This is a genomic window from Rhodoferax sp. BLA1, assembly GCF_013416775.1.
Taxonomy (GTDB): domain Bacteria; phylum Pseudomonadota; class Gammaproteobacteria; order Burkholderiales; family Burkholderiaceae_C; genus Rhodoferax.
Window position 1 is genome coordinate 169,258 of sequence record NZ_SZVI01000010.1, and the last position, 25,490, is coordinate 194,747.

Here is a 25,490-nt window from a genome sequence, read left to right on the forward strand (position 1 = left end):
TTCAGCCTAACCAACCCAGGTCGGGGTGCCAGCCCTCAACCCAGTTCAGCACCGCGTCGGCAGGCATCGGGCGGGCGATGCCATAACCTTGGGCCAGATCACAACCCACCCGCAGCAGCAGACGGCAGTGGGCGGCGGTTTCGGCGCCTTCCGCCACGGCCTCTCGGCCAAAGGCGCGGGCCAGGCCCAGCACCCCTTCGACAATCGCCCGGTCTTCCGGGTCATCGAGCATGTCGCGCACAAAACTCTGGTCGATTTTTAACACCTGGGCAGGCAGGCGTTTCAGGTAGGTCAGGCTGGAGTAACCGGTGCCAAAATCATCGAGCGCAAAGCTGACACCCATCGCCGCACATTCGCGGATGACAGCGGCCACCGCATCGATTTCGTCCAGCGCGGTGGTCTCCAGCACTTCCAGCTCCAGCGTGCCGTGGGGCATCTCGGGGTGGGCGGCCAAACACTGCTTGAGCCGGTCGACAAAATCGGGCTGCTGCAGATGCTGAGCCGAGATGTTCACACTGACCGCCAGACGCAGCCCGAGAGCGGCCCAGGTCTGTACCTGGGCCAGCGCCGTCTTCAACACCCATTCACCGAGCGCCACACTGAGCGCATGACCTTCGATGGCGGGCAAAAAGGCGCCCGGTGCCAGCAGCCCGCGCTCCGGGTGTTGCCAGCGGATCAGCGCCTCCAGACCGACCACCTTGCCGCTGCGCAGGTTGACCTTGGGCTGGTAATACAGCACAAATTCCTGCTGGTCCAAGGCCTGCTGCAGGCGCTCCAGCGTGTCGTTGCGCGCGCGCAAGTGGCGGTCGTGTTCGGCATCAAACAGGTGGTAGCGGTTTTTGCCTGCCAGTTTGGCGTTGTACATGGCCTGGTCGGCCTGGCGCAACAACTGGTCGGCGTTGGTGTCCTCGGCCTGCGGGTAAAAGCTCACACCGATGCTGGCGGAGACCTTGAGCATCAGGCCGTCCACTTCGGTCGGGCGCGAGGCCACTTCCAGCAAGCGCTGGATCAATGCCACGCTGTCCTGCACGTCGACCAGGTCGACAAACACCGCCACAAACTCGTCACCCCCGAGCCGGGCAATGGTGTCACCCTCTCGCATCATCACTTTGAACTGGCTGGCAATGCTGGTGAGCAACAGGTCACCCATGGTGTGGCCATGCTGGTCGTTGATGGTTTTGAACCCGTCCAGGTCCAGGTAGGCAACAGCCACCTGCAGGCCCCGGCGTTTGCCCTGGGCCATCGCCTGTTGCATGCGATCAGCCAGCAGCACCCGGTTGGGCAGGCTGGTGAGCGGGTCGTAATGGGCGATGCGTTCCAGGTACTGCTGGTGCTCCTTCTGGAAACTGATGTCTGAGTAGCTGCCCACGATACGCAGCGCCTGACCGTTGTCATCACGCGTGACCACCCGCCCGCGGTCCTGCACCCAGATGACTTTGCCGTCCTTGCGTATCAGGCGGTGTTCGGAGTGGTAGTCGTTGCAGCTGCCGTTGACCAGCGCGTTGATGCGGGCCTGGACTGCGTCCAGGTCCTCAGGGTGAATCAGCGCCGTAAAAGCCTCATGTGTCGGGGGAATCTCGTGTTCGGCATAGAGCAAGGTGGCAAACCACTGTCGGTTGTGGACGACGTGGTTGCTGGGCAGATGCCAGTCCCAGATGCCTTCGCGTGTGGTTTCCATCACATGTTGCAGGCGTTGCTCACTCTCGGCCACCTGGTGTTGGGCGCGCACCAGATCGGTGATGTCCTGGCCCAGTACCAGCACCTGGTCGTGGCCATCGACATCTTTGAGCGGCTTCTTGATGGTGCGCAGGTGACGCACCTCACCGGTGAGGGCGTCGCGGCTGTCTTCCAGCACCACCTGGGTGGTGCCACCTGCAATGATTGCCTGGGTGCTGGCCCGGAAAAAGGCTGCCATCTCCGGGCTGACGCCAAAGTCCTCGTCGTGTTTGCCCACCATGGCCTCCGGCGTGGTGTGGTAGAGCCGGGCCACCGCCTGATTGCACAACAAGAAGTTGCCGCTCCTGTCCTTGAGCACCAGGGCGTCAGGGATTTCATCGATGATGGTGCGTAAAAAAGACTCGCTGGCGCGCAGCTCGCGTGTGGCCCGGTTGCGCTCGGAGATGTCGATGTCGATGCAGTACATCTCGGGTTCACCCGCCGCGCTGTGCAGCATGACATGGCTGGAAAACACCTCCACCGCTTGCTTGTCCCGACCTTTGAGTGTCAGCTCGGCCGAGGGGATGGCGGGACCACCCTGTGTCCAGGCATCCACAAAACCGATGACGGGCTCGCGCATGGGCTCGGGAATGATCAGGTCTTCAAGCTGGCGGCCCAGCGCCTGTTCGCGGGTGTAACCATACAGCTGCTCACTGGCGCGGTTCCAGTAAATCACCTGGCGTTGCCGGTTGTAGCCTTGCACCGAGATCGAGGGCAGTTCCTCAAAAATGGTTCTGAAGCGGTGTTCGCTTTCAGACAGCGCGTCTTTGGTCGTTTGGAGTTCGGTGATGTCGCGGGCCACACCAAACAGACCCATGATCTCACCCTGGGCATTGGTGATCGGGTACTTGCGGTTGTCCACCCAGCCGGTGCGGCCATCACGCGTTGGAATGGCCTGCACCTCGTGGGCGACTGGCAAACCGGCAAATACCTGCTTTTCCAAGCGGTAATAGACATCGGCAAAGGCCTCTGGGAACACGTCGTAATCGGTTTTGCCGATCAGGTCCCGCCAGTGCTCAGACGGGTCGGTGATGCTCACCAGGGTCTGGCTGGCACCGGTGAAGACATGGTTGCGGTCTTTGAAGTAGATGAAGTCATCGGTGTTCTCCATCATGGCGACAAAGTTGGGCATCAAACTGCGTGCGTTGGGCTGGTAGAGCGCGCGGGCATCGGCAAGCTGCACCTGCAGCGTCACCGGTGCCTGCGTCGGCTGGCGTTGGTAGCGCAGCCGGATACAACGCATACGGCCATCCGCATGGCGCAGGCGGATGTTGAAACTGCCCTGGGCCGGGCCCACATCCGGTGAAAACAGCTGCTCGGCCACATCCTGGTCGTCCGGGTGGATCAGCCCGGTCCAGCTGACAGAGCCGTTGAGGAAGTCCTGCGCAGGCACACCCAGCAGGCCCAGGATGGACTCGCTGGCTGTGACAAGCTGTGGTGTGGGCCCGCAAGCAAACCCGATCGAGGCTTCCAGGTGGTGTGTCATGCTGGTGTGTACTCCCGCTTCATTATGGTCACACCGGCGGGTTTTGAGAAGCTTGTTAGCGGGGTGACGCGCTGGGCCACTGGGTCACCCAAGCCGCCAGCGCCTCGGCCAGGGTGTCTGCCTGTGGCAACAGACCCAGCGTCTGGGCTGCCTGGTTGAGCGCGGCCAGGGGGCGCTGCAGGTCCAGTGCCGCAGCACCGTTTTGTTTGGAGAGTTTCTCGCCATTGGCGCCCAGCACCAGCGGTGTGTGCAGGTAGCGTGGTGTGGGCAGGCCCAGGGCGCGTTGCAGCAGGATTTGCCGGGCGGTGTTGTCCGTCAGGTCTGCGCCGCGCACCACGTCGGTGATGCCCTGAGCGGCGTCGTCCACCACCACCGCGAGCTGGTAGGCAAAACAACCGTCTGCACGTTTCAGCACAAAGTCGCCCACCACCGTGGCCACGTCCTGCTGCTGCGGGCCCAGGCGGCGATCCAGCCACTCGGTGGGCCCAAGCAGGGCTTGGGTACAGAGGTCGGCGTGGCGTGGGAATACTATTGAATCAGTAGCTATCCCCCCTTTTTGAATAAGGGCTAGAGGCCTATTTGTTATGCAAATGTCGGTGCGCAGGCGCCACGCCCCGATGGTGGCGCTGTGTGGCGCAGAGCGGCAGGTGCCGGGGTAGACCAGTTCACCATGGCGTGCTTTGCCTGTGCCGTGTTGGGCCAGCACCGCCTCAATCTGTTTGCGGGTGCAACTGCACCGGTAGGCCAGACCACGTTGCACCAGGGCCTGCAACGCCTGTTGGTAGAGCCCGCTGCGCTGTGACTGGTAGACGGGCGGCTGGTCCGGCATCAGGCCGCACTGGCCGAGCTGCTGCAAGATGAATTCGCCCAGACCGGGCAGGCAACGGCTGCTGTCCACGTCCTCGATACGCACCAGCCAGCGCCCGCCGTGGGCGCGCGCGTCGAGCCAGCTGGCCAGCGCCGCCACCAGGGAGCCTGCGTGTAACGGCCCGGTGGGCGAGGGGGCAAAACGGCCGACGTAATGGCTCATGGTGGGCACGGTGAACAGTGGCTTTGGGGTGACACCCGCAGTGCGAGCGCAGCCCTCAAACGGGTGCTATAGGCCACAAGAGCAGCGACGGCCAGCCTGTCTGAGGCCAGGCCCGTGTGCTCTGTTGGCGGCCTACACCACCGCGAGTGCCAGCTCCAGCCCGGAGACAAAGGCGTTTTCCACCCGGTAACCCTGGCACCAGTCGCCGCACAGGCCCAGGCCCTGTTCTGCATTGAACAAATGGCTTTGGCCCAGGGTCTGGCGGGTTTTGGCGTACAGCCAGCGCTGGCTGTCGACAAACGCGGGTTCGGCGTGGATGCCGGTGACCTCAGCAAAGGCCTTGAGCAGCTTGGCCTGCACCCGTGCCGGGTCGTCTTGCAGGTGTTCTTGTGACCACTCGGCGCTGGCTTGTACCGTCCAGCGTTCAATCGGGCTGCGTCCGGGTTTGCTCGACTCACGGGCCAGCCAGGCAATGCGGTGGTGTTTGCTGCGCGCCGCGCTCCACTGCGGGCCCAGTGTCGACAGATCGGGCTGCATGGCCTGGGGGAAGGCCAGCATCAGCGTCCAGCAGGGTGCCATGTCAACCCCTTCGAGCATGGGTACCCAGGTCTCGGCAAGCTTCGAAGTTTGTAGCAAACTCTGCGCTTGGGGGCTGGGGATAGCGAGCAAAACAGCGTTGAAGCCAGAATACACGTGGCGCGCGTCATCGGGGCCTTCGGTGCGCAGCTGCCAGAGACCGGGTTTGAGGGCATCAGCCTCGATCTGGGTCACGCGGGTGTGTAACTCGATCTGGCTTGGTGCCTGGATGTCGCGTGCCCAGCCCGCCACCAGCGCGTTCATGCCCGGCACACTGACCCAGTGCGCCTCGTTCACCAGTGCAGCGGAGGTGCCAACCTGGCCTGTCTCGTCAATCACCTGCACGGTGTTGGCGCTCCAGCGTTTGACCAACGCGGGCGAGGTTTCCAGCGCCATGACAAAACGTGGGTCGCGTGCGGTGAAGTACTGGGCGCCGTGGTCAAACGAGCCAAAGGCGCTGTCGCGGGTGGCCATGCGCCCACCCAGGCCGCCACTTTTTTCAAACAGGGTGACGGTGTGGCCCGCCTGCACCAGGGTGCGTGCGCAGGTGACACCTGCCATGCCCGCACCAATGACGGCAATGTGTTGGCGCATGCGAGGGGATTTGTTCATAGTGTTGGCTCCAGAGGTAAAGGTGTGTTTGTGTTGTTGTGAGGGGCAAGGTGTCTCCCGCCGCTGTGACCGACTTTACACGCCTCGGTGACGCTGCAGCAAAGCCGCGCGGGTGGTGGCGCTGCCCAGCACGTCCAGCCACCATTGCATGGCCCGCCCGGGCGTGGCACTGCTGGCGCGCCAGGCGTAGTTGAGGCTGACGACGCGCGGTGCGCGCACCGTGTTGCGCGCCACCAGCCGCCCGGTGGCGAGGTGGTCCATCACCATCGATTCGGGCAAAAAACCGCAGCCCAGGCCGCGGATGTGGGCGTCGAGTTTGTCCTGCATGGTGGCCACGGTCAGCACGTCCTGACCACCCAGCAACCCGATGCTCATGCCGCGCCCGCGGCTGATGGTGTCGGCCACCGCCACGGCGCGATGCTGGCGCAACTCCTCATCACACAGCGGTTCGTTTGACGCGGCCAGCGGGTGGTGCGGTGCCACTGCAAACACAAAACGCACCTCCCCCAGCAACTGGCCGTGCAGGCCGATGTTTTGTGTCATGTCGGCCACGCCCAGAGCCAGGTCGGCCTGGCCGCTGGTCAGCGCCTCCAGCGTGCCTGAGAGGGTTTCGTCGCGCAGCCGGATGCGGGTGGGTGGCGCGCCTTCCAGAAAACGCTCACAGAGCTCCATCACCGTGGCCTTGGCGATGATGGCGTCCACCGCAATGGTGAACTGCGGCTCCCAGCCGGTGGCCACGCGTTTGACACGGTTGGCCACTGCGTCAATCTCTTGCAGCAGGCGTTCACCTTCGCGCAACAGCTCCAGCCCGGCCTGGGTGGCCACCGCCTGGCGTGAGCTGCGGTCAAACAGCAACACATCGAGCGCGTCTTCCATCTGGCGGACCCGGTAAGTCAAGGCACTGGGTACCATGCCCAAGGCCCGCGCGGCAGCGGCAAAACTGCCGGTATCGGCAATGGTTTGCAGCATGGCGAGCGCTTCAGGGGTCAATACCTTGCGTGCGGTTTGCATGGTCGACATTCTTTTATTCGAAACATTTGAATGATGCCATCAAAACCTCAGGGAGATCACAGAGGCGTGCCCGGCTAAAGTGGCCATTGTCTTATTCACACAAGGAGTCACCTTGATCCAACTCAGACCTTCGCAAGAACGCGGTTTTGCCGACCACGGCTGGCTCAAATCGTTCCACAGTTTTTCGTTTGCGGGTTATTTCGATCCGGCGCACATGGGTTGGGGCAATTTGCGGGTGATCAACGAAGACCGTATTGCGCCCGACAAGGGTTTTGGCACCCATGGCCACCGCGACATGGAGATCGTGTCCTATGTGATGTCGGGGGCTTTGGCGCACAAGGACAGCATGGGCAATGTGCAGACCATCCGGCCCGGCGAGGTGCAGCGTATGAGTGCGGGCAGGGGGGTGCAGCACAGCGAATACAACCACGCAGCGGATGAGACCACCCATTTTCTGCAGATCTGGATCTTGCCCAATGTGCAAGGCATCGAGCCGGGCTACGAGCAAAAGACGTTCGAGACTGAGCGCAAGCAGGGCCGCCTGTGCCTGGTTGCCTCGCCGGACGGTGCCCAGGGTTCGGTCAGCTTGCATGCTGACGCACGCCTGTATGCAGGTTTGTTCGAGACCGGGCAAACTGCCGATTTGGCTTTGGCGGCGCAACGCAAGGGGTATGTGTTTCTGGTGCGCGGTGAACTGGTGGTCAACGGCCTCAAGCTGCATGCGGGCGACGCCGCGCTGCTGGACGATGAGCCGCTGCTCACGCTGTCCGACGGTGTGGATGCCGAGGTGCTGGTGTTTGATTTGTCCGCCTGATGGGCCTGCGGGCCGGGGTGTTTGAATGATCGTGTCAGTTGTTTTTATTTAACCTTTAGGAGTTGTTTCATGGCCAAAGTTGCAGTTGTTTTCCATTCCGGCTACGGCCACACCCTGCGCATGGCGCAATCTGTGGCCGACGGCGCCGCTGCCGAGCTGGTGGCGATTGATGCTGACGGCAACGTGTCCGAGGCTGGCTGGGCCACCTTGAATGCCGCTGACGCCATCATTTTTGGCAGCCCCACTTACATGGGCTCGGTGAGCTGGCAGTTCAAGAAGTTTGCTGATGCCACCAGCAAACCCTGGTTTGGCCAAGCCTGGAAAGACAAGGTGTTTGCCGGTTTCACCAACAGTGCCACCATGAATGGTGACAAGTTGTCCACTTTGCACTATCTGTTCACCCTGGCCATGCAGCACAGCGGCATCTGGGTCGGCACCGGCATGATGCCCAGCAACAGCAAGGCGGCGCAGCGCAACGACCTCAACTATGTTGGCTCGTTTTGCGGTGCCATGGCGCAGTCACCGTCGGACGCATCACCCGCCGAGATGCTGCCTGGTGATCTGGAAACCGCTCGGCTGTTTGGCCAGCGTGTGGCGGCTGTTGCTGCCAAGTTCAGCGCCTGATCAAAGCTGACGCTGACCCGGCCCAGCGTGGCCGGGTTTTTGTCAGGTGTGGGCGCCAGGTTTTTGAAGTTTGTATGCTTTTTTTTGCCGTTAGCCCTTATGGATAAAGGGCTGATAGCTATAGACTGAGTAGCATTTTTGCTGCTCTGACACGGTCCTGAGGCTGGTGCGGACAGGTGTCAGCGGTGGGTGAGCGGGGCAGGGCAAAATCTGTGCAAAACAAACAGAAGATCTGAGCCCTGATGCAAGCTGCTTTACCTCCTTTCCCATCCCTTGATATTCACCTGTTGCCGGCCGCGCTGTTGACCGGAGGCTTGCTCGTTGGCGGCCAGGCACTGGCCCAGGTCGTCGCTTCGGTGTCTGAGAAAGACTTTTTGTCGGACATGCCGATTGTGCTGAGTGTGTCGCGCTTGCCGCAGCGCTTGGACGAGACACCCGGTGCGGTGAGCATTCTGGATCGCGACACCATCCGCAACTCTGGCGCGCGCGATGTGGCCGATCTGCTGCGCCTGGTGCCGGGTTTTCAGGTCAGCAACGCGTTTGAGAGTGTGGCGCCGCTGGTCAGTTACCACGGTGCGTTTGACGCCTACTCGAACCGGCTGGAAGTGCAGATTGACGGGCGTTCGGTGTATTCGCCGTATTTCATTGGCAGCGTTGGCCCGGGTCTGCAGACGGTGGCGATCGAGGACATTGAGCGCATTGAGGTGCTGCGTGGCTCCAACTCGGCCGCTTATGGTGCCCGGGCGATGCTGGGGGTGATCAACATCGTGACCCGCCATACCGCCGACACGCTGGGTGCACAAGGCGCGGTCACCGTGGGTGAAAACGGTATCCGCGACACCCAGGCGCGCCTTGGCTGGGGTGACTGGCGCGGCAGCTTTCGCCTGACAGCGGACACCCGTGAGGACGACGGTCTGACCGGCGCCTACGGCCAGAACCGGGTCTCGCGCATCAACTTCCGTTCAGACCTTCGCCCCAATGGTGTGGATGAGGTGCAGGTGCGCCTGGGCGCGTTGAGCATCGATTCGGGTCGGGGCAGGGCGGGTGAAACCGGCAACGCCCAGCGACATTTTGACTTTGGCTCAGCCTACGCCCAGCTCGATTACAAACACAGTCTGAGTGTGGACGAAGATGTGTCGCTTAAGCTGTCACACACGCAGGAGCGTTATGCCGATGGATTCCCCTATGACCTGCGACAACTCAACCGGGTTCGCCCCTTGTTGGATGACGCGTCCTACTTCATCAGTCGCCCTTTTACCGCCAGTGACATTTACACCGTCAGTGCCGACGGCACAGCCAGCAGTGATGTGCTGACCCTGCAGCACAGCTTGCGCCACGGTGATGCCCTCAGGCTGGTGTGGGGCGGGGAGTTTCGCAGCGAGCGGGTTCAGTCGCTGGCGCTGTACAACACACAAAGCACGTTTGTGAACGACTTCACCCGCTTGTTTGGCAATCTGGAGTGGCGTGTCGCCAACAATTGGTTGCTGAACCTGGGGGCATTGGCCGAGCACAGCAGCGACAACGGTGACTCGCTGGCGCCGCGCCTGATGCTCAACTGGCATGTGTCGCCGGGACACACCTTGCGCGCTGGCCTCTCCAAAGCCTACCGCCCGCCCAGCAACCTGGAGCGTTTTGCGGATGTCCGGTATTACTGGAACGGTCATCAGCTGATGCAGACCGGACGTGGCAACAGCCAGCTGCAGCCCGAAGAGCTGATGAGCAAGGAGGTAGGTTATCTGGGCGAATTTCCGCAGTGGCGCATGGCGCTGGACGTTCGGGTGTTTGATGAGCAGCTCAAACACTTTGTCCGGATCACGGATGGACGAATCAAGTCCTACCTCAATGACGAGAGTTTTGCAATTCGGGGTGCCGAATACCAACTCAAATGGCAGCCCTGGGGTGGCGCGCAGTTTGTGCTGAATCAGACCTACACCGATATCACCACGGTCAATCGTGGCGACGCCCTGGCTGCGCCGCAGCTGGCCAGCACCCTGAGTTATGCACAAAAATTGCCAGGGCAGATGCAAGTGATGTTGACGCATGTTGACAGCCGCGGGTGGTCCATGTTTGGTGGTAGTGAGCTGGATGCACAAGCCTCACGGCGCACCGATCTGCGTCTGGCCAAAGCCCTGCGTTGGGGTTCACGGCGTGGTGAGATCGCGCTGGTGGTGCAGAACATGGGGTCGGCCTACCGCGACTTCAAAAAGGAGTTCGTGTTCGACAAGCAGGCGTACATCACCCTGCGTCTGGAAGACTGAACCCGCTCATGGCCGTGGTCTTGCGCTCTGTGCTCCTGGTCTTGACGCTCGGCGTTTGGGGTGCCTGGGCACAGGTGCCGGATGTGACGGCCCGGGTGCTCATCGTCAGCAGCGATACGGCCGCCGCGTACACCCAAACCGCCGAGGCGCTGACCGACCATCTGGTGCGCCAAGGCATTGCTCGGGTCGATATCGTGCAGTCTTTGGCAACTGAGCTGGCGGCACGATTCAAATCGGGCCAGCCACCACGCCCCAACGTTTATGTGGCACTGGGCAGCGAGGCCACACAACTGCTGGCGGCTTCTGGCACCCAGGCGCCGGTTTTGAGCGCCCTGATCCCGCGCCGCAGTTTTGAGCGCATTGTGCGCAGCCAGGGCAAAACGGTCTCTGCCCGCTTGAGTGCGATTTACCTAGACCAGCCTCTGGCACGTCAGTTGGCTTTGGTTCGGTTGGCCTTGCCGCAGGCCAAGCGACTGGGTGTGCTGTGGGGTGCCGAGTCCGCTGACCGGGCGACAGGGTTGAGACCGCTGGTGACAGCTAACGGCTTGGAATTGCAGGAGACAAGAGTCACCCAGGCCGACGATTTGCCCTTGGCCCTGGCGCAGGTGTTGGGCGGCAGCGATGTGCTGCTGGCTTTGGCAGACCCGGCGATTTACAACAGCAACACCCTTCAAAACATTCTGATGTCGAGTTTTCGTGCACGTGTTCCCCTTGTCGCTTTTTCTCCAGCCTATGTGCGTGCAGGCGCGGTATTGGCGCTCTACACCACACCCTTGCAGGCGGGCCAGCAGGCGGCCGAGCTGGTGCTGGGGGTGTTGCGTGGCAAGTCCCTGCCAGACCATGTGCTGGAGCCCAATGATTTTGAGGTGGGTGTGAATGCTCATGTGGCACGTGTGTTGGACTTGACGCTTGATGCACAGGCACTGCGTTTGGCCTTGCGACGTCTGGAGCGACTCCCATGAAGAAGACACTTGACATCCGCAGTCGCATGCTGTTGGCGGCCCTGTTACCGCTGGCCCTGATCAGCACCTTGTTGGCCACCGTGTTCCTGTTGGCCCGTTTTGGCGACATGCAAGCGGCCTACGACCAGCGCAACCGTGCGGTGGTGCGACAGGCCTCGGTGGCCAGTGAATATGGTCTGTTCTCGGGCAATGTGCCGCAGTTGCAGGCGCTGGCCGTGGGCGCTTTGCAAGAAACCGATGTGCGCTGGGTGGGCATTTTGAACGTCAAGGGCCAGCTCTTGGCCAGCGCGGGTCAGGCCGACCAGGCGTTTTCCTTACCCATGAGTGGTCTGGAAATGCAGGGTTTTGCGCCAGACCGGCGGCTGGACTGGCTGGCACAGCCGGTGTTTCCAAGCACCGTCGCGATCGACGATCTGTTCGAAAACAGTGGCGTGCAAAAGTCCCCCTCTCCGGTGCAACTGGGCCAGGTGGTGATGGTGTTTTCGCGCCAGAGTGTGGACACCCGCAAACACGATTTGTTGCTCTCGGGCGGGGTGATTGGTGCCTTGAGTCTGCTCTTTGGCATGGCTTTGGCGGTGGTTTTGAGCCGGGGCGTGATCCGCCCGATCACCCGCATCACACACTTGGTCGAGCGTATTGGCCAAGGCGATTTTGCGGCGGTGGACAAGCTCTGTGACCCGGCTTTTGCGCACGACCCGCTGCAGGATTTACAGCGCCATATCCACCTGATGGCCAAGCGCCTGTCAGAGGCTCGGGTTGAATTGGAGCAGCAAATCGAACTGGCCACCCAAGCCCTGCGCGAAAAAAAGGACGAGGCAGAACAGGCGAACGTGGCCAAATCGCGGTTTTTGGCTGCGGCCAGCCATGACTTGCGCCAACCCACCCATGCGCTGGGTCTGTTTGTGTCACGCCTGGCGCAGCTGCCACATGACCGCCAGACTGGCGAGCTGATTGGCAACCTGGACGCTTCGGTGCGCGCCATGCAAAACCTGCTGGACGGTTTGCTGGACATTTCGCGCCTGGAGGCTGGTGCGGTGCAGGTCGACAAGCGGCCCTTTGCCCTGTCTGGCTTGTTTGACCAGTTGCAGCAGGCGCTGAGCGCCGAGGCCGCTGACAAAGGCTTGCGTTTGCGTGTGCGACCCACCCCCTTGTGGGTGAAGAGTGATGCCACCCTGATCTACCGCGTGTTGCTCAATCTGGTGGGCAATGCCTTGCGTTATACCGAACGTGGTGGTGTGCTGGTGGCGGCGCGCCAGAGGGCGTCGGGGCGGGTTGAACTGCAGGTGTGGGACAGCGGCATTGGCATTGCGCCGGAACACCAGCAGGCGGTGTTTGCCGAGTTTTACCAGGTGGGCAATGCGGCGCGGGACCGCACCAAGGGCTTGGGTCTGGGGCTCAACATTGTTCAGCGCACGGCGAATTTGCTGGGGCATCCGTTGAAGATGTTGTCGCTGCCTGGCAAGGGCACACGTTTTACCTTGAGTTTGCCGTCTGTCGCGGGCCCCCGTACCCTGGAGGAAGAGGTCAGCAAAGACAAAGTTGTGCCTGATGATGTGCGTGACCGTTGTGCGCTGGTGGTGGAGGACGATGCACTGGCCCGCAGCGCCCTGGTGGGTTTGCTGGTTAGTTGGGGCATGCGGGTGGCGCAGGCACGTGGTGCGTCGGACGCAATAGAGTGTCTGGCCCAGGGCCTGGTGCCTGATGTGATTGTGAGTGACTACCGCTTGCAAGAGGGACACAACGGTATGCAGCTGGTGCAAGGCTTGCGCCAGCGCCTTGGCACCGCCACACCGGCTTGCTTGATGAGTGGGGATACCGATCCCGGGCTGATCCAGGCGGCGCAGGCGGCCGGTTTGACGCTGCTGCACAAACCTGTGCGCCCGGCTAAGTTACGCAGCCTGCTGCGCCACCTGTTGATGGAGCAAGCGGATCAGCGGGAGGTGACAGGCGCCGACTTGTCGTAGCCCCAGCGGCCCGCTTCCAGGGCGGCCTGGGTGCGGGTCTTGACACCAAAACCCCGCAAGATGCTGCTGACATGGTTTTTGACGGTTTCGTCCGACAGAGACAGCTGCTCGCTGATGTCGCGGTTGCTGCAGCCACCCAGCAACAATTGCAGCACCTCCTGCTGGCGCGGTGTGAAGACCGGCGCCCTGATCTCGGAACAGGCTGGGGTTTCCTGGTGAGCCGACCTGAATTCCAGCGGTGAATAGACCTCGCCACGCAGCACCTGACGCAATGCATGCAACAACTCGTCACTCAAGCCAGACTTGGTGACAAACCCGGCCGCACCTTGCGCCAAGACCCGTTGTGCAATGCTGGGGTTGGCCGAGCCCGACAGAATCACCACCGGTAGCTCCGGGTGGCGCTCACCAAAAATGGCCAGGGCGGCCAAGCCGTTCATATCGGGCAGGTGGTAGTCCAGCAGCACCAGGTCCAGGTCGGGGTGGGCTGCAGCCAGCACAAAAGCACGAGTGCAGTCGGCGGCTTCAAACACCTCGGTGGTCTCTTGGGGTGACAAACCCTGCAGCACCTGGCAAAGGCCCGCACGCACCAGCGCATGATCATCCACCACCAGAATCTTCACCTTGACCGCCTTGCTGCTTTCCTACAATGCAGGTTATGTTTGTTCACTTGCGCCTACACACCGAATTTTCCGTCATTGACGGCACCAACCGGATCGACGAGATTGTCAAATCTGCCGCTTCGGACCAACAACCGGCCTTGGCCATCACCGACCTCAGCAACCTGTTTGGTGCGGTCAAATTTTACAAAGAAGGGCGCAAGCGCGGCGTCAAACCGATCATCGGCGCTGAAATATGGCTCGAAGGCCTGGGCAAAGAGGCCACCCAGCTGTCCCGGGTGTTGCTTTTGGTGCAAAACCATGCCGGTTACCTGAACTTGTCCGAGTTGTTGGCACGCGCCTGGACCCAAAACGGCACAAAAACCCAGGCCAGCATCAGCCTGGCTTGGCTCAATGAGCTCAATGGCGGATTGATTTGCCTCTCAGGTGCGCAGGCCGGGCCGGTAGGGCAGGCACTGTTGCAAGGCGACGAAGCACGGGCGTTTGATGCGGCCATGCAACTGGCCAACGTGTTCCCGCACCGTTTTTACCTGGAGTTGCAACGCGCCGGGCGAGCGGAAGACGAGCCACAGGTGGCCGCTGCGGTGCAGCTGGCGCAACGCATGCAGTTGCCGGTGGTGGCGACTCACCCGATCCAGTTTGCAGCACCTGAAGACTTTGAGGCCCATGAAGCCCGGGTTTGTATTGCCGAGGGCGAAATTCTGGCCAACCCGCGCCGGGTGCGCCGTTTCACCCGTGAGCAACACTTCAAAACCGCCGCGCAGATGGCCGAGCTGTTTGCCGATGTGCCCAGCGCCCTGGCCAACAGTGTCGAGATCGCCAGGCGCTGCAACCTGAGCCTGGTGTTGGGCAAGCCGCAGTTGCCGGACTTTCCGATTCCACCGGTCAACGGTGTAGTCATGGGGGCTGATGAGTATTTTCGCTACGCTTCACATGAGGGCTTGAAAGAGCGGATGGCGCACCTGTACCCGGACCCCGCCAAGCGTGAGGCCGAGATGCCGCGTTATGTCGAACGCCTCGAATTCGAGCTGGTCACCATCCTGAAAATGGGTTTCCCAGGCTACTTCCTGATTGTGGGCGACTTCATCAACTGGGCCAAGAACAACGGTTGCCCCGTGGGGCCCGGGCGGGGTTCTGGCGCCGGTTCTCTGGTGGCCTACGCGCTCAAGATCACCGACCTGGACCCGTTGCAATACAACCTGCTGTTTGAACGTTTCCTGAACCCCGAGCGGGTGTCGATGCCCGACTTCGACATCGACTTCTGCCAGGGCAACCGTGACCGCGTGATTGACTACGTCAAGGACAAATACGGCAAGGACGCGGTGAGCCAGATTGCCACCTTTGGCACCATGGCCGCACGTGCGGCGATCCGCGACGTGGGTCGGGTGCTGGACATGAGCTACACCTTTTGTGACGGCATTAGTAAACTGATCCCGAACAAGCCGGGTGTAGCCGTCACCCTGCAACTGCCGCCACCCGATAAGTCAAAAGACGACAAGATGGTCTACGCCACCGAGGCAGAACCCATCCTGGCCGAGCGCGAAGCCAAAGAAGAAGACGTGCGCACCTTGCTGGAGCTGGCGCGCAAATTGGAAGGCATGACCCGCAACATCGGCATGCACGCCGGGGGCGTGCTGATCGCACCGGGCAAACTCACCGACTTCTGCCCGCTCTACCAGCAGCCTGGCAGCGAATCGGCGGTGAGCCAGTACGACAAGAACGACGTGGAGGCTGTGGGCCTGGTCAAGTTCGACTTTTTGGGTCTGGCCACCCTGACCATTCTGGAGATTGCGCGCGAGTTCATCGTCAAACGCCACAAGGGTCAGGAAAACTTTGCCTTCGAGAACCTGCCGCTCGACGACAAACCCACCTACCGACTGTTTCAGGACGGCAAAACCGAAGCGGTGTTCCAGTTTGAAAGCCGTGGCATGCAAGGCATGTTGCGTGACGCCAAACCCACGCGTCTGGAAGACCTGATTGCGCTCAATGCGTTGTACCGCCCAGGCCCGATGGACCTGATCCCGAGCTTTGTGGCGCGTAAACATGGGCGCGAGGTGGTGGAGTACCCGCACCCGCTGGTGGCCAACATGCTGTCTGAGACCTACGGCATCATGGTCTACCAGGAGCAGGTGATGCAGACCGCGCAGATTCTGGGCGGTTATTCACTCGGTGGCGCCGACATGTTGCGCCGCGCCATGGGTAAAAAAGACGCGGCAGAGATGGCCAAACACCGCCAGATCTTCCGCGATGGTGCTGCCAAAAACGACATCAGCCAAGACAAGGCTGACGAAGTGTTTGACTTGATGGAAAAGTTTGCCGGTTACGGCTTCAACAAGTCGCACGCTGCTGCTTACTCGCTGTTGGCCTACCACACGGCCTGGCTCAAGGTGCATTACACCGCCGAGTTCTTTTGCGCCAACATGACGGTGGAAATGGACGACACCGACAAGCTCAAGGTCTTGTTGGAAGACGCCATCAAGATGGGTCTGAGTTTTGAACCACCGGATGTGAACCGGGGTGTCAGCCGGTTTGAGCCAGTCTCTGACAAAGTCATCCGTTATGGCCTGAGCGCCGTCAAGGGCAGTGGCCAACAGGCGATTGAAGCCATTGTGGCGGCGCGTGAGGGCCGGGGTGTGGGCCCGCTGGGTGACACACGCGGCCCGTTCAAGAGCCTGTTTGACTTCTGCGCCCGGGTCGACCGCAGCCGCATCAACAAACGCACGGTCGAGGCGCTGATCAAGGCCGGGGCCTTTGATGCGATCCACCTCAACCGCGCCAGCCTGCTGGCCAGTGTCGACCTGGCCTTCGAGTTTGGCGCCGCCACCTTGGCCAACGCCAACCAGTGCAGCTTGTTTGACATGGGAGGTCCCGATGAGCTGGGCTCCAGCACCCAGGAGCCGGAGCTGGTTCAGGCCACGCCCTGGGGGATCAAAGAGCGTCTCACCTTTGAGAAAACCGCGGTCGGCTTTTATCTGTCAGGCCATCTGTTTGACGAGGTGGCCGATGAGGTGCGCCGTTTTGCGCGGCGCGCCATTGACGACCTGATCGACACCCGTGAGCCGCAGCTGCTCGCAGGCATCGTCACCGATTTCCGCGTCATCAACGGCCAGCGCGGCAAGCTGGCGCTGTTCAAGCTCGACGACAAGTCGGGTGTGATCGAGGCGCGTGCCGACGAGGCGCTGATCAACGCCCACAAAAACCTGCTCAAAGACGACGAACTCATCATTGTCATGGGCAAGCAGCAACCCGACCGCTTCTCGGGTGGCATGCAGCTCACCGTGACCCAAATCTGGGACCTGGAGCAGGCGCGCTGCCGTTTTGGCAAGTTCCTGCGGGTGACGATGCCCAAGCAGGCGCAGGGCAGGGCGCCCGATGTAGCGCGGCTGATCAAGGACTACCCGGCGCAGCGTGAAGAAACCGAACAAGGTGTTTTGATGCGTGGTCTGCAGGTGCGAATGGCTTTGACCTGCCAGGGTGATGAGGGCGCTGCGGCGGTGGAATTACAGTTCGGTGAACGCGCCCGTTTCTACCCCAGCAACGCGGCCCTGGCCAGCTGGTGGGCGCAGGTGGCGCCTGGCACCGCTGCCATTGTTTATGACTGAAATGGGTCTCTAGCCCTTATGTGTCAAAGGCGAGCAGCTATCAAATAAGGGGATGTGGGTTTTTGGCACATGGCCACATCGGTTTGAAGCGCCCAGCAGTGTTACCCACCTGGCTCGGCTGCGTTTACACTGCGCAGGCTTGTCGGGGCGCCAGAGACGAAAGTCGAGGCTGAGACCACTTCTGTGGAACCCGCTGAACCTGATCGGGGTCATGCCCGCGTAGGGAACAACGCAATTGGCATCGGTGCACCTGAGGGCGGCTCACAAGATCTTCCCAGGTTGACCCCGGCACTCCAGGCAGGCTTTTCTTGACCTACCGGAGACCGCCATGACACCCACCGTCGACACCTCACAAATCACCCGCGGCATCACCCGCACCCCGTTTCCGGGCTCGTCCAAAATTTACCTCAGCGGTTCGCGCCCCGACATCCGGGTGCCGTTTCGCGAGGTGGCGCTCAGCGACACTCTGGTCAAGAGCGACCCCGCACAGGGTGAATCCCGCCGTGTGCCCAACCCGCCCTTGCGCCTGCCCGATGCCTCTGGCCCCTATACCGACCCGGCGGTGGCCATTGACATCAGCCGTGGTCTGCCGTCGCTGCGCAGCGGCTGGATCGCCGAGCGCCAGGACACCGAGGCCTTGCCCGGCCTGAGCAGCCGTTACGGCCAGCAGCGTCTGTCCGAGCCGACGTTGGGTGCCTTGCGCTTGGCCCACCAGCTCAGCCCCCGACGCGCCAAGGCGGGCGCCAATGTCACCCAGATGCACTACGCCCGCCGTGGTCTGATCACGCCCGAGATGGAATTTGTCGCCATCCGCGAGAACCTGGTTCGTGCGCAACTGGCCGAGCGCTTGGCCACCGAGCGCCTGCCCCGGCCTGGTCAGGCTTTGGGGGCCTTGATGACACAGCTGGTGACCCCGGCATTTGTACGCGACGAGCTGGCACGCGGGCGCGCCGTGATCCCGTGCAACATCAACCACCCCGAGAGCGAGCCGATGGTGATTGGCCGCAACTTTCTGGTCAAGGTCAACGCCAACATCGGCAACTCGGCCACCACCTCCAGTGTCGAGGAAGAGGTGGACAAGCTGGTCTGGGCCATCCGCTGGGGCGCCGACACCGTGATGGACCTGTCCACCGGCGACAACATCCACGAAACCCGCGAGTGGATTCTGCGCAACGCACCGGTGCCGATTGGCACCGTGCCGATTTACCAGGCCCTCGAAAAAGTCAACGGCCGGGCCGAAGAACTGAACTGGGAGATTTTTCGCGACACCTTGATCGAACAGGCCGAGCAGGGCGTGGACTACTTCACCATCCACGCCGGCGTGCGGCTGGCCTATGTGCCGCTCACCGCCAACCGCTTGACCGGCATCGTCTCGCGCGGCGGCGCCATCATGGCCAAGTGGTGCCTGGCGCACCACCGCGAGAGTTTCCTTTATGAGCACTTCGAGGACATCTGCGAGATCATGAAAGCCTACGATGTGAGTTTCTCGCTCGGTGATGGCCTGCGCCCCGGTTCGATTGCCGATGCCAACGACGAGGCCCAGTTTGCCGAGTTGCACACGCTCGGTGAGCTGACCCAGATTGCCTGGCGGCATGACGTGCAAGTGATGATCGAAGGCCCCGGCCATGTGCCGCTGCAGATGGTCAAGGAGAACGTCGACAAACAACTCAGCGCTTGTTTTGAGGCTCCGTTCTATACCCTGGGGCCGCTGATCACCGATGTGTCACCCGGCTACGACCACATCTCGTCGGCCATGGGCGCGGCCAACATCGGCTGGTACGGCACCGCGATGCTGTGTTACGTGACGCCGAAGGAGCATCTGGGCCTGCCCAACCGCGACGATGTCAAACAGGGCCTGATCGCTTACAAGATCGCCGCCCATGCGGCCGACCTGGCCAAGGGTTACCCCGGCGCGCAGATGTGGGACAACGCCATCTCGAAGGCGCGTTTTGAGTTCCGCTGGGAAGACCAGTTCCGTCTGGCGATTGATCCGGATACCGCGATGGCCTTCCACGACGAAACCTTGCCCAAGGAGCATGCCAAAGTGGCCCATTTCTGCTCGATGTGCGGGCCCAAGTTCTGCTCGATGAAGATCTCGCAGGAGGTGCGGGAGTTTGCGCGTATCTCGGTGCCGTCTGCGCCCCAGGCTCGCGCCCCCGCACCCAGCGCCGAACAGCTGGGCTCGGCCCTGGCAGACAAGGCGACCGAGTTTCGCCTGGGTGGCCAGGAGATTTATGGGTGAAATTGGCCTCTAGCCCTTATAAATAAAGGGCTGGTAGCTATTTAAAAAGAAGCCTAATCCTTGGGCCGGAACACCAGCAACAGGCTCGACGGCATGCTGCCGTCGATGTCGCGTGGCAACACTTCGGTCTTGTCAATGGCGCGGATGACCGCTTCGTCCCATTCCTTGACGCCACTGCTCTTGGTGATTTTTCGACCAACAATGGTGCCGTCGGGTGCAGCACGCACCTCGATCTCGGTGGTGGGGTTGCCCTGGATGTCTTCGGTGAACACAATGTTGGGCTTGATCTTGGCACGGATGCGCCCACCATAACTGGCCGACGGTCCGGACGACTTCAGCGCGCTGCCAGTGGCGTTGGCACCGCCGCTGGCACCGGCCATGCCAAGTACGCGTTGCAATTGCTTATTGCGTTGGGCTTCGAGCTGTTTCGCGTCCAAAGCCGCCTGTTTCTTCTCCGCAGCAGTTTGCTGCGCCTTGGCCGCTTGTTCGGCCTTGAGCTTCTCTTGTTTGAGCTTGTCCTGTTTGAGCTTGTCTTGTTTAAGCTGTTCCTGTTTGAGTTGCTCTTGCTTGAGTTTGTCCTGTTTCAACTTCTCAAGCCGAGCTTTTTCCAGTTTGTCCAGGCGCTCTTTCTCGCGCAGTTTCTCCTGCTTGAGTTCTTCGAGGCGGGCTTGTTCTTTCTTCAGCCGCTGTTTTTCCTGCTCCAGTGTTATGTCCACTTTGGGCGGTGGTGGGGCAGGGGGTTCGACCACCGGGGCTGGTTTGGGCGGCGGCGCAGGTGGCGGTTCTGGCTCGGGTGTGGGTTCAGGTTCGGGCTCAACTGCCTGGGGCGCGGCCTCCACGGGCACGCTGGACCAGAGTTCCGCCTCGGCGCTGAGCACCGGGGTGTCGTGTTTCCAGCGCACACTCCAAGTCAGCCCCAGTAACAACAAGCCGTGTACCAGCAGCGCCAACACGAAGGCCCGCAGCATGCCGGGTGGTGAGGGCGGTGCAAACTCCAGGCGATCAGTCCCAACGTGCATGCTGACTCACTCAGTTGGCCAGTTGCACCGACAGGCCCACCCGTGCCACACCCGCGCGCTGCAGGCTGTCCATGACCTTGACCACGGTTTCGTACTTGACGTTTTTGTCGGCGCTGATCACCACCGCCGGGTTCTGGGCACCGGCTTGCGCCTCTTTGACCACATTGGCCACTTCTTTGAGACTGACCGAGCTGGTTTTGTCTTTCACCTTGAGTTCCAGCGACTCGTTTTTGCCAATCACAATCTGCACCACCTGGTCCGGTTGTTTGGCGGCTTTGCCGACACTGGGCAGGTCAATCATGCTGGGCGAAATCAGCGGTGCGGTCACCATGAAAATGATCAGCAGCACCAGCATCACGTCGATGAAGGGCACCATGTTGATCTCGTTGATGGTGCGGCGACCCCGTCCCCGGCTCACAACAGCTGGCATGACACGCTCCCGGTTCAGTGGCTGACAGAGGACTGCGCGCCGACATTGCGCTGCAAGATGTTGGAAAACTCTTCGATGAAGGTTTCCAGCCGGATCGCAATGCGGTCGATGTCGCGCGCAAAACGGTTGTAGGCCACCACTGCGGGAATCGCGGCAAACAGGCCGATGGCGGTGGCCACCAAAGCCTCGGCAATGCCGGGGGCCACCGTGGCCAGTGTCACCTGGGTCAGCGCCGCCAGGCCGGTAAAGGCGTGCATGATGCCCCAGACCGTGCCAAACAGCCCTACATAGGGTGACACCGAGCCGACCGAGGCCAGGAACGACAAATGGGTTTCCACCACGTCCATCTCGCGCTGCAGGCTGGCGCGCATGGCCCGGCGTGCGCCGTCCATCAGGGTGCCGGGGTCGGTGATGCGGCGTTCCCGCAGCTTCTGGTATTCACGCATGCCGCTGGCAAAAATGCGCTCCATCGGGCCGGCGGTGCGGGCGTTCTGGGTGGCGGCGGCAAACAGGTCGTTGAGGCTGCTGCCCGACCAGAATTCGCGCTCGAACGTGTCGTTGAGGGCTTTGACCTTGCCCAGCGAAAACAGCTTGCGAAAGATGGCGGCCCAGCTGGCAATCGAGATGCCCATCAGCAGCAGCATCACCAGTTGCACCACCAGGCTGGCGTTGAGCACCATGGAGATGATCGAGAGGTCTTGGTTCATAACAACTTGTCCAGGATAACTTGGGGAATTCGGCTTGGTTTGCCCACCACACTGACCCAGCTGGCCCGTATGGTGGCTTCACACAGCAGCGCGGGTTTGTCTGGCTGCTGCCGCCAGGCCTGTTGGTGGATTGTCAGTGACGCCCGACCGGCTTCTGTGAGTGATGTTGTAAGCAAAAGTTCATCGTCGAGCCGGGCGCTCTTGAGATAACGCACCTGGGCATCACTGACCACAAACATGCCGCCGGTTTCTTCGCGCAAGGCTTGCTGGTGGATGCCTATGGCACGTAACCACTCGGTGTGGCCCCGTTCAAAAAACTTGAGGTAGTTAGCGTAGTAGACGATGCCACCAGCGTCGGTGTCTTCCCAGTACACCCGCACGGGCCAGGTAAAGGGCGACGGCGCCGTCGCAGAGGGCTGTTGCGGCGCTGTCATGCCAGTAGGGCGCGCAGTCGGCCAATCGCCTCCTGCAGTTGCGGCAGCGCGTTGGCGGTGGAGAAACGGATGAACTGCCCGGTGTTGGCAAGACCAAAGTCACGCCCCGGCGTCACCGCCACGCGGGCACGGTTCATCAGCTCAAACGCCAGGTCCCAACTGTCTTTGACACCCAGTTTGGCGCAGGCCGCTGTGCAGTCGGCCCAGGCGTAAAACGCGCCGTCCGGGGGCACCGGCACCGTCAGGCCCAGGGCATTGAGTTCGGGCAGGAAGTAGTCGCGCCGGGCCTTGAATTCGGCGCGGCGGCGTTCGTATTCACGCAGACTGTCGTCCTCAAAACAGGCCAGCGCGGCGTGTTGCGCGATGGTGCTGGGGCAGATGAACAGGTTTTGCGCGAGCCGCTCGACCACCGGCACCACATCCTCGGGCACCACCAGCCAGCCCAGGCGCCAGCCGGTCATGTTGAAGTATTTGGAGAAGCTGTTGATGCTGATGATCTGGTCGTCCAGCGCCAGTGCGGTCTGGCCAAACTCGGCCTCAAAACTCAGGCCCAGGTAAATCTCGTCAATGATGGAAATGCCGCCAAACCCTTGTACAACCTCATGAATACGCTTCATTTCTGATAGCGATATGGAGGTGCCGGTGGGGTTGGACGGCGAAGCCAGCAAGACACCGCGTGTCTGCTTGTTCCAGGCCGCAGCGACTTTGTCGGCGCTGAGCTGGAAGCGCTCGGCCGCCGTGGTCGGGATCAACACCGCGGTGCCGTCGGCAGCCGACACAAAGTGCCGGTTGCACGGGTAACTCGGGTCGGGCATCAACAGCTCGTCACCCGGGTTGATCAGCGCCAGGCAGGCCAGCTGCAGCGCAGCCGAGGCCCCGGCGGTGACCACAATCCGGCTGGCCGGTACATCCACCGCAAAACGTTGTTGGTACCAGTGGCTGATGCGTTCACGCAACTCGGGCAGGCCCGTGGCTGGGGTGTATTGCGACAAACCGCTCTGAATGGCACGGGCCGCAGCCTGCTGTACCAGCGGTGGTGCGGTGAAATCGGGCTCGCCGATGTTCAGGTAGATCATGGCGGGGTCAGACGTAGCTGCGCTGGCAGCGAGTGCCTGCGCGGCCTTGGCCACCTCCATCACATAAAACGGCTCAATGCGCTGGGCGCGCCCGGAGACTTGCATCTTGTGTGTGAACAAACCTTTAGGCTGAGGCACGCCCAGACGGACGGTCGGCCGCCACCTCGGGCGCACGCAGGCTACGCGCCAGGCTGTTGAGCACCGCATTCACATACTTGTGGCCGTCGGTGCCGCCAAATTCTTTGGCCAGCTCGATGCATTCGTTGAGCACCACGCGCCAGGGCACGTCGGGGCAGTGGGCAAATTCGTAGACACCAATCCACATGCAGGCGTGTTCGATCGGCGAGATCTCGGCCAGGGGGCGGTCCAGCACCGGCTGGATCTGGGCGTCGAGTTCTTCCGCATGTTCGGCGCAGCCGTGTAACAGCGCGTCAAAGTGCAGCGCGTCGGCTTTGGAGAAACCGGCCAAGTCGCGCGTGAAGAGGTCCACGTCTTCCAGGCTGTTTTTGCCGACCAGTACCTGGTACAGCCCCTGCAGCGCAAATTCACGTGAACGTGAGCGATCAGACTTGCTGGCGGCCTTGCGGGCGCCGGTGCTGGTCAGGCCCTTGCGGGGTTGGCGGGGTGGGCGTTTGGAGGGGCCAGGGTGGCTTGATTCACTCATTACAGACTTTCCAGCAGGTTGGCCATTTCCACCGCAACACGGGCTGCGTCGTGGCCCTTGTCGGTCTGGCGGGCCACGGCTTGTTCGAGGTTTTCGGTGGTCAGGATGGCGTTGGCAATGGGCACTTTGTAATCGAGCGCCACGCGGCTCACGCCTGCGCCCGACTCGTTGGCCACCAGTTCAAAGTGGTAGGTTTCACCACGGATGATGCAGCCCAGCGCGATGAGGGCGTCATATTTCAGGTTTTCCGCCAGGCCCTGCAGGGCCAACGGCACTTCCAGCGCACCGGGCACCTGCACCAGGGTGATGTTTTTCTCGGCCACGCCCAGGGCCAGCAGTTCGCTGCGGCAGGCTTGCGCCAGGGCGTTGGTGATGTCGGCGTTGAAGCGCGCCTGCACGATGCCGATGCTGAGGTTTTTGCCGTTGAGGCGGGGGTCGGTGGCGTCGAGTGCGCCTTGGTCTGCAAGCTGCATGGTGTTCGGATCAAAAGTAAGGGTTAGGGCTTGACGTAGCCGACGATTTCGAGGCCGTAGCCGGTCATGCTGGGCATGCGCCGGGGGGTGCCCATCAATTTCATGGAACGCACACCACATTCACGCAGGATTTGGGCGCCCACGCCGTAAGTGCGCAGGTCCAGGTGGCCACGTTCGGGGCCATGGCTGGCGCGTGCGGTGCCGTCAAACTGGGCCAGCAGCTGCGCGCCACTTTCGCCACAGTTCAGGAACACCACCACGCCTTTGCCCTCGGCAGCCACCCGTGTCAGGGCGGCTTCCAGGCTCCAGGAGTGCATGGTGCGGTCTTTTTCAAGCGCGTCCAGCACCGACAGCGGTTCGTGCACACGGGCCAGCACCGCCTCGTCAGCTGACCATTCCCCCATGACCAGCGCCAGGTGCACACCGTGGGCAGTGGTGTCCTTGAAAGCATGGGCGGTGAACTGGCCAAACGCGGTGTTGAGCGGGCGCTGGCCTACATGCTCCACCAGCGACTCCATACGGCTGCGGTGGTGGATCAGGTCGGCAATGGTGCCGATTTTGAGGCCGTGCTCAAAGGCAAACAGTTTCAGGTCGGGCAGCCGCGCCATGGTGCCATCGTCTTTCATGATCTCGCAGATCACCGCTGCCGGGGTGCAACCCGCCATGGCTGCGAGGTCACAGCTGGCTTCGGTATGGCCGGCGCGGATCAACACACCGCCATCAACGGCCTGCAGCGGAAAGATGTGGCCGGGCTGCACCAGGTCAGCCGCCACCGCGTTTTTGGCCACCGCTGCCTGCACCGTGCGGGCGCGGTCGGCGGCCGAGATGCCGGTGGTGACACCTTCGGTGGCTTCGATCGAGACGGTGAACGCGGTGCCCATCTTGGTGCCGTTGCGCACCGCCATCGGGGGCAATTGCAGCAGTTCACAACGCTCACGCGTCATGGGCAAGCAGATCAGGCCGCGGCCGTAGCGGGCCATGAAGTTGATCGACTCGGCGGTGACAAAGTCGGCCGCCATGATCAGGTCACCTTCGTTTTCGCGGTCTTCTTCATCGACCAAGATCACCATGCGGCCAGCCTTGATGTCGGCCACGATGTCTTCAACGGGGGAAATGGCGACGGGTTGAGGAGTAGTCATAAAAAAATAGGTTTGAATGCACAGAAAGGGTCTG

Annotated in this window: 20 protein-coding genes and 1 riboswitch; of the genes, 7 read left to right on the top strand and 13 right to left on the bottom strand. The window is 61.8% G+C overall.

Annotated elements, in window-relative coordinates:
• Nucleotide 1 precedes the first annotated feature (1 nt).
• The 4 genes from FDG13_RS20875 to FDG13_RS11640 form a co-directional block, all read right to left on the bottom strand.
• Nucleotides 2-3,202, bottom strand: a complete 3,201-nt coding sequence (locus FDG13_RS20875; RefSeq protein ID WP_218942702.1) for an EAL domain-containing protein — start codon at nt 3,200-3,202, stop codon at nt 2-4.
• A 55-nt stretch (nt 3,203-3,257) separates the two neighbouring features.
• Nucleotides 3,258-4,232, bottom strand: a complete 975-nt coding sequence (gluQRS, locus tag FDG13_RS11630) for a tRNA glutamyl-Q(34) synthetase GluQRS (RefSeq protein WP_180127811.1) — start codon at nt 4,230-4,232, stop codon at nt 3,258-3,260.
• Between the two features lie 132 nt (nt 4,233-4,364).
• Nucleotides 4,365-5,420 (bottom strand): NAD(P)/FAD-dependent oxidoreductase, encoded by a 1,056-nt coding sequence (locus FDG13_RS11635; protein WP_180127813.1) that lies wholly within the window; start codon nt 5,418-5,420, stop codon nt 4,365-4,367.
• 75 nt (nt 5,421-5,495) lie between these two features.
• Nucleotides 5,496-6,431: a LysR family transcriptional regulator gene (locus tag FDG13_RS11640; RefSeq protein WP_180127815.1), complete on the bottom strand. Its 936-nt coding sequence runs from the start codon at nt 6,429-6,431 to the stop codon at nt 5,496-5,498.
• A 112-nt stretch (nt 6,432-6,543) separates the two neighbouring features.
• Here FDG13_RS11640 and FDG13_RS11645 point away from each other — a divergent pair, with 112 nt between their 5' ends.
• From FDG13_RS11645 to FDG13_RS11665, 5 genes are all read left to right on the top strand, one after another.
• Entirely contained in the window at nt 6,544-7,245 is a 702-nt protein-coding gene (locus FDG13_RS11645) for a pirin family protein (protein WP_180127817.1), read from the top strand.
• Between the two features lie 69 nt (nt 7,246-7,314).
• Nucleotides 7,315-7,869, top strand: a complete 555-nt coding sequence (locus FDG13_RS11650) for a flavodoxin family protein (protein WP_180127819.1) — start codon at nt 7,315-7,317, stop codon at nt 7,867-7,869.
• A 242-nt stretch (nt 7,870-8,111) separates the two neighbouring features.
• The gene (locus tag FDG13_RS11655) at nt 8,112-10,127 is read left to right on the top strand and encodes a TonB-dependent siderophore receptor (RefSeq protein ID WP_180127821.1); all 2,016 of its coding nucleotides are present in this window, start codon (nt 8,112-8,114) and stop codon (nt 10,125-10,127) included.
• A gap of 8 nt (nt 10,128-10,135) precedes the next feature.
• A complete protein-coding gene (locus FDG13_RS11660) occupies nt 10,136-11,089 on the top strand; it encodes an ABC transporter substrate-binding protein (protein WP_180127823.1) in 954 nt (317 codons plus the stop codon).
• The gene (locus FDG13_RS11665) at nt 11,086-13,053 is read left to right on the top strand and encodes a hybrid sensor histidine kinase/response regulator (protein WP_180127825.1); all 1,968 of its coding nucleotides are present in this window, start codon (nt 11,086-11,088) and stop codon (nt 13,051-13,053) included. Before FDG13_RS11660 ends, FDG13_RS11665 begins: the two co-directional genes overlap by 4 nt.
• Here the strand turns inward: FDG13_RS11665 and FDG13_RS11670 are convergent.
• A complete protein-coding gene (locus FDG13_RS11670; RefSeq protein WP_370528213.1) occupies nt 13,020-13,673 on the bottom strand; it encodes a response regulator in 654 nt (217 codons plus the stop codon). The genes FDG13_RS11665 and FDG13_RS11670 overlap by 34 nt on opposite strands.
• A gap of 35 nt (nt 13,674-13,708) precedes the next feature.
• Between FDG13_RS11670 and dnaE the strand changes: the two genes are divergently transcribed.
• Nucleotides 13,709-17,272, top strand: a complete 3,564-nt coding sequence (gene dnaE, locus FDG13_RS11675) for a DNA polymerase III subunit alpha (RefSeq protein ID WP_180127827.1) — start codon at nt 13,709-13,711, stop codon at nt 17,270-17,272.
• A gap of 133 nt (nt 17,273-17,405) precedes the next feature.
• Nucleotides 17,406-17,515: riboswitch (TPP riboswitch) on the top strand.
• Between the two features lie 85 nt (nt 17,516-17,600).
• Nucleotides 17,601-19,514, top strand: a complete 1,914-nt coding sequence (thiC, locus tag FDG13_RS11680; protein ID WP_180127829.1) for a phosphomethylpyrimidine synthase ThiC — start codon at nt 17,601-17,603, stop codon at nt 19,512-19,514.
• Between the two features lie 53 nt (nt 19,515-19,567).
• Here the strand turns inward: thiC and tolA are convergent, their stop codons facing one another.
• The 8 genes from tolA to ribBA are packed head-to-tail and all read right to left on the bottom strand — an operon-like array spanning nt 19,568 to nt 25,456.
• The gene (gene tolA, locus FDG13_RS11685; protein WP_180127831.1) at nt 19,568-20,533 is read right to left on the bottom strand and encodes a cell envelope integrity protein TolA; all 966 of its coding nucleotides are present in this window, start codon (nt 20,531-20,533) and stop codon (nt 19,568-19,570) included.
• Nucleotides 20,534-20,543: 10 nt separating this feature from the next.
• Nucleotides 20,544-20,963: a biopolymer transporter ExbD gene (locus FDG13_RS11690; RefSeq protein WP_078366209.1), complete on the bottom strand. Its 420-nt coding sequence runs from the start codon at nt 20,961-20,963 to the stop codon at nt 20,544-20,546.
• Between the two features lie 14 nt (nt 20,964-20,977).
• Nucleotides 20,978-21,670, bottom strand: a complete 693-nt coding sequence (tolQ, locus tag FDG13_RS11695) for a protein TolQ (protein WP_180127833.1) — start codon at nt 21,668-21,670, stop codon at nt 20,978-20,980.
• Nucleotides 21,667-22,104, bottom strand: a complete 438-nt coding sequence (gene ybgC / locus FDG13_RS11700; RefSeq protein ID WP_180127835.1) for a tol-pal system-associated acyl-CoA thioesterase — start codon at nt 22,102-22,104, stop codon at nt 21,667-21,669. The genes tolQ and ybgC overlap by 4 nt, the downstream gene beginning before the upstream one ends.
• Complete coding sequence (locus FDG13_RS11705; protein WP_180127837.1) at nt 22,101-23,285, bottom strand: pyridoxal phosphate-dependent aminotransferase; 1,185 nt, start codon at nt 23,283-23,285, stop codon at nt 22,101-22,103. Before FDG13_RS11705 ends, ybgC begins: the two co-directional genes overlap by 4 nt.
• Nucleotides 23,286-23,304: 19 nt before the next feature.
• The gene (gene nusB, locus FDG13_RS11710) at nt 23,305-23,844 is read right to left on the bottom strand and encodes a transcription antitermination factor NusB (RefSeq protein ID WP_078366205.1); all 540 of its coding nucleotides are present in this window, start codon (nt 23,842-23,844) and stop codon (nt 23,305-23,307) included.
• A complete protein-coding gene (gene ribH / locus FDG13_RS11715; protein ID WP_180127839.1) occupies nt 23,844-24,317 on the bottom strand; it encodes a 6,7-dimethyl-8-ribityllumazine synthase in 474 nt (157 codons plus the stop codon). The genes nusB and ribH overlap by 1 nt, the downstream gene beginning before the upstream one ends.
• Before the next feature lie 23 nt (nt 24,318-24,340).
• A complete protein-coding gene (gene ribBA / locus FDG13_RS11720) occupies nt 24,341-25,456 on the bottom strand; it encodes a bifunctional 3,4-dihydroxy-2-butanone-4-phosphate synthase/GTP cyclohydrolase II (RefSeq protein ID WP_180127841.1) in 1,116 nt (371 codons plus the stop codon).
• Nucleotides 25,457-25,490: the final 34 nt, after the last annotated feature.

Coding starts and splice junctions, on each gene's coding strand:
- FDG13_RS20875 (WP_218942702.1), bottom strand. CDS start 3,202: ATGACACACCACCTGGAAGCCTCGATCGGGTTTGCTTGCGGGCCCACA.
- gluQRS (WP_180127811.1), bottom strand. CDS start 4,232: ATGAGCCATTACGTCGGCCGTTTTGCCCCCTCGCCCACCGGGCCGTTA.
- FDG13_RS11635 (WP_180127813.1), bottom strand. CDS start 5,420: ATGAACAAATCCCCTCGCATGCGCCAACACATTGCCGTCATTGGTGCG.
- FDG13_RS11640 (WP_180127815.1), bottom strand. CDS start 6,431: ATGCAAACCGCACGCAAGGTATTGACCCCTGAAGCGCTCGCCATGCTG.
- FDG13_RS11650 (WP_180127819.1), top strand. CDS start 7,315: ATGGCCAAAGTTGCAGTTGTTTTCCATTCCGGCTACGGCCACACCCTG.
- FDG13_RS11655 (WP_180127821.1), top strand. CDS start 8,112: ATGCAAGCTGCTTTACCTCCTTTCCCATCCCTTGATATTCACCTGTTG.
- FDG13_RS11660 (WP_180127823.1), top strand. CDS start 10,136: ATGGCCGTGGTCTTGCGCTCTGTGCTCCTGGTCTTGACGCTCGGCGTT.
- FDG13_RS11665 (WP_180127825.1), top strand. CDS start 11,086: ATGAAGAAGACACTTGACATCCGCAGTCGCATGCTGTTGGCGGCCCTG.
- dnaE (WP_180127827.1), top strand. CDS start 13,709: ATGTTTGTTCACTTGCGCCTACACACCGAATTTTCCGTCATTGACGGC.
- thiC (WP_180127829.1), top strand. CDS start 17,601: ATGACACCCACCGTCGACACCTCACAAATCACCCGCGGCATCACCCGC.
- tolA (WP_180127831.1), bottom strand. CDS start 20,533: ATGCACGTTGGGACTGATCGCCTGGAGTTTGCACCGCCCTCACCACCC.
- FDG13_RS11690 (WP_078366209.1), bottom strand. CDS start 20,963: ATGCCAGCTGTTGTGAGCCGGGGACGGGGTCGCCGCACCATCAACGAG.
- tolQ (WP_180127833.1), bottom strand. CDS start 21,670: ATGAACCAAGACCTCTCGATCATCTCCATGGTGCTCAACGCCAGCCTG.
- ybgC (WP_180127835.1), bottom strand. CDS start 22,104: ATGACAGCGCCGCAACAGCCCTCTGCGACGGCGCCGTCGCCCTTTACC.
- FDG13_RS11705 (WP_180127837.1), bottom strand. CDS start 23,285: ATGCAAGTCTCCGGGCGCGCCCAGCGCATTGAGCCGTTTTATGTGATG.
- nusB (WP_078366205.1), bottom strand. CDS start 23,844: ATGAGTGAATCAAGCCACCCTGGCCCCTCCAAACGCCCACCCCGCCAA.
- ribH (WP_180127839.1), bottom strand. CDS start 24,317: ATGCAGCTTGCAGACCAAGGCGCACTCGACGCCACCGACCCCCGCCTC.
- ribBA (WP_180127841.1), bottom strand. CDS start 25,456: ATGACTACTCCTCAACCCGTCGCCATTTCCCCCGTTGAAGACATCGTG.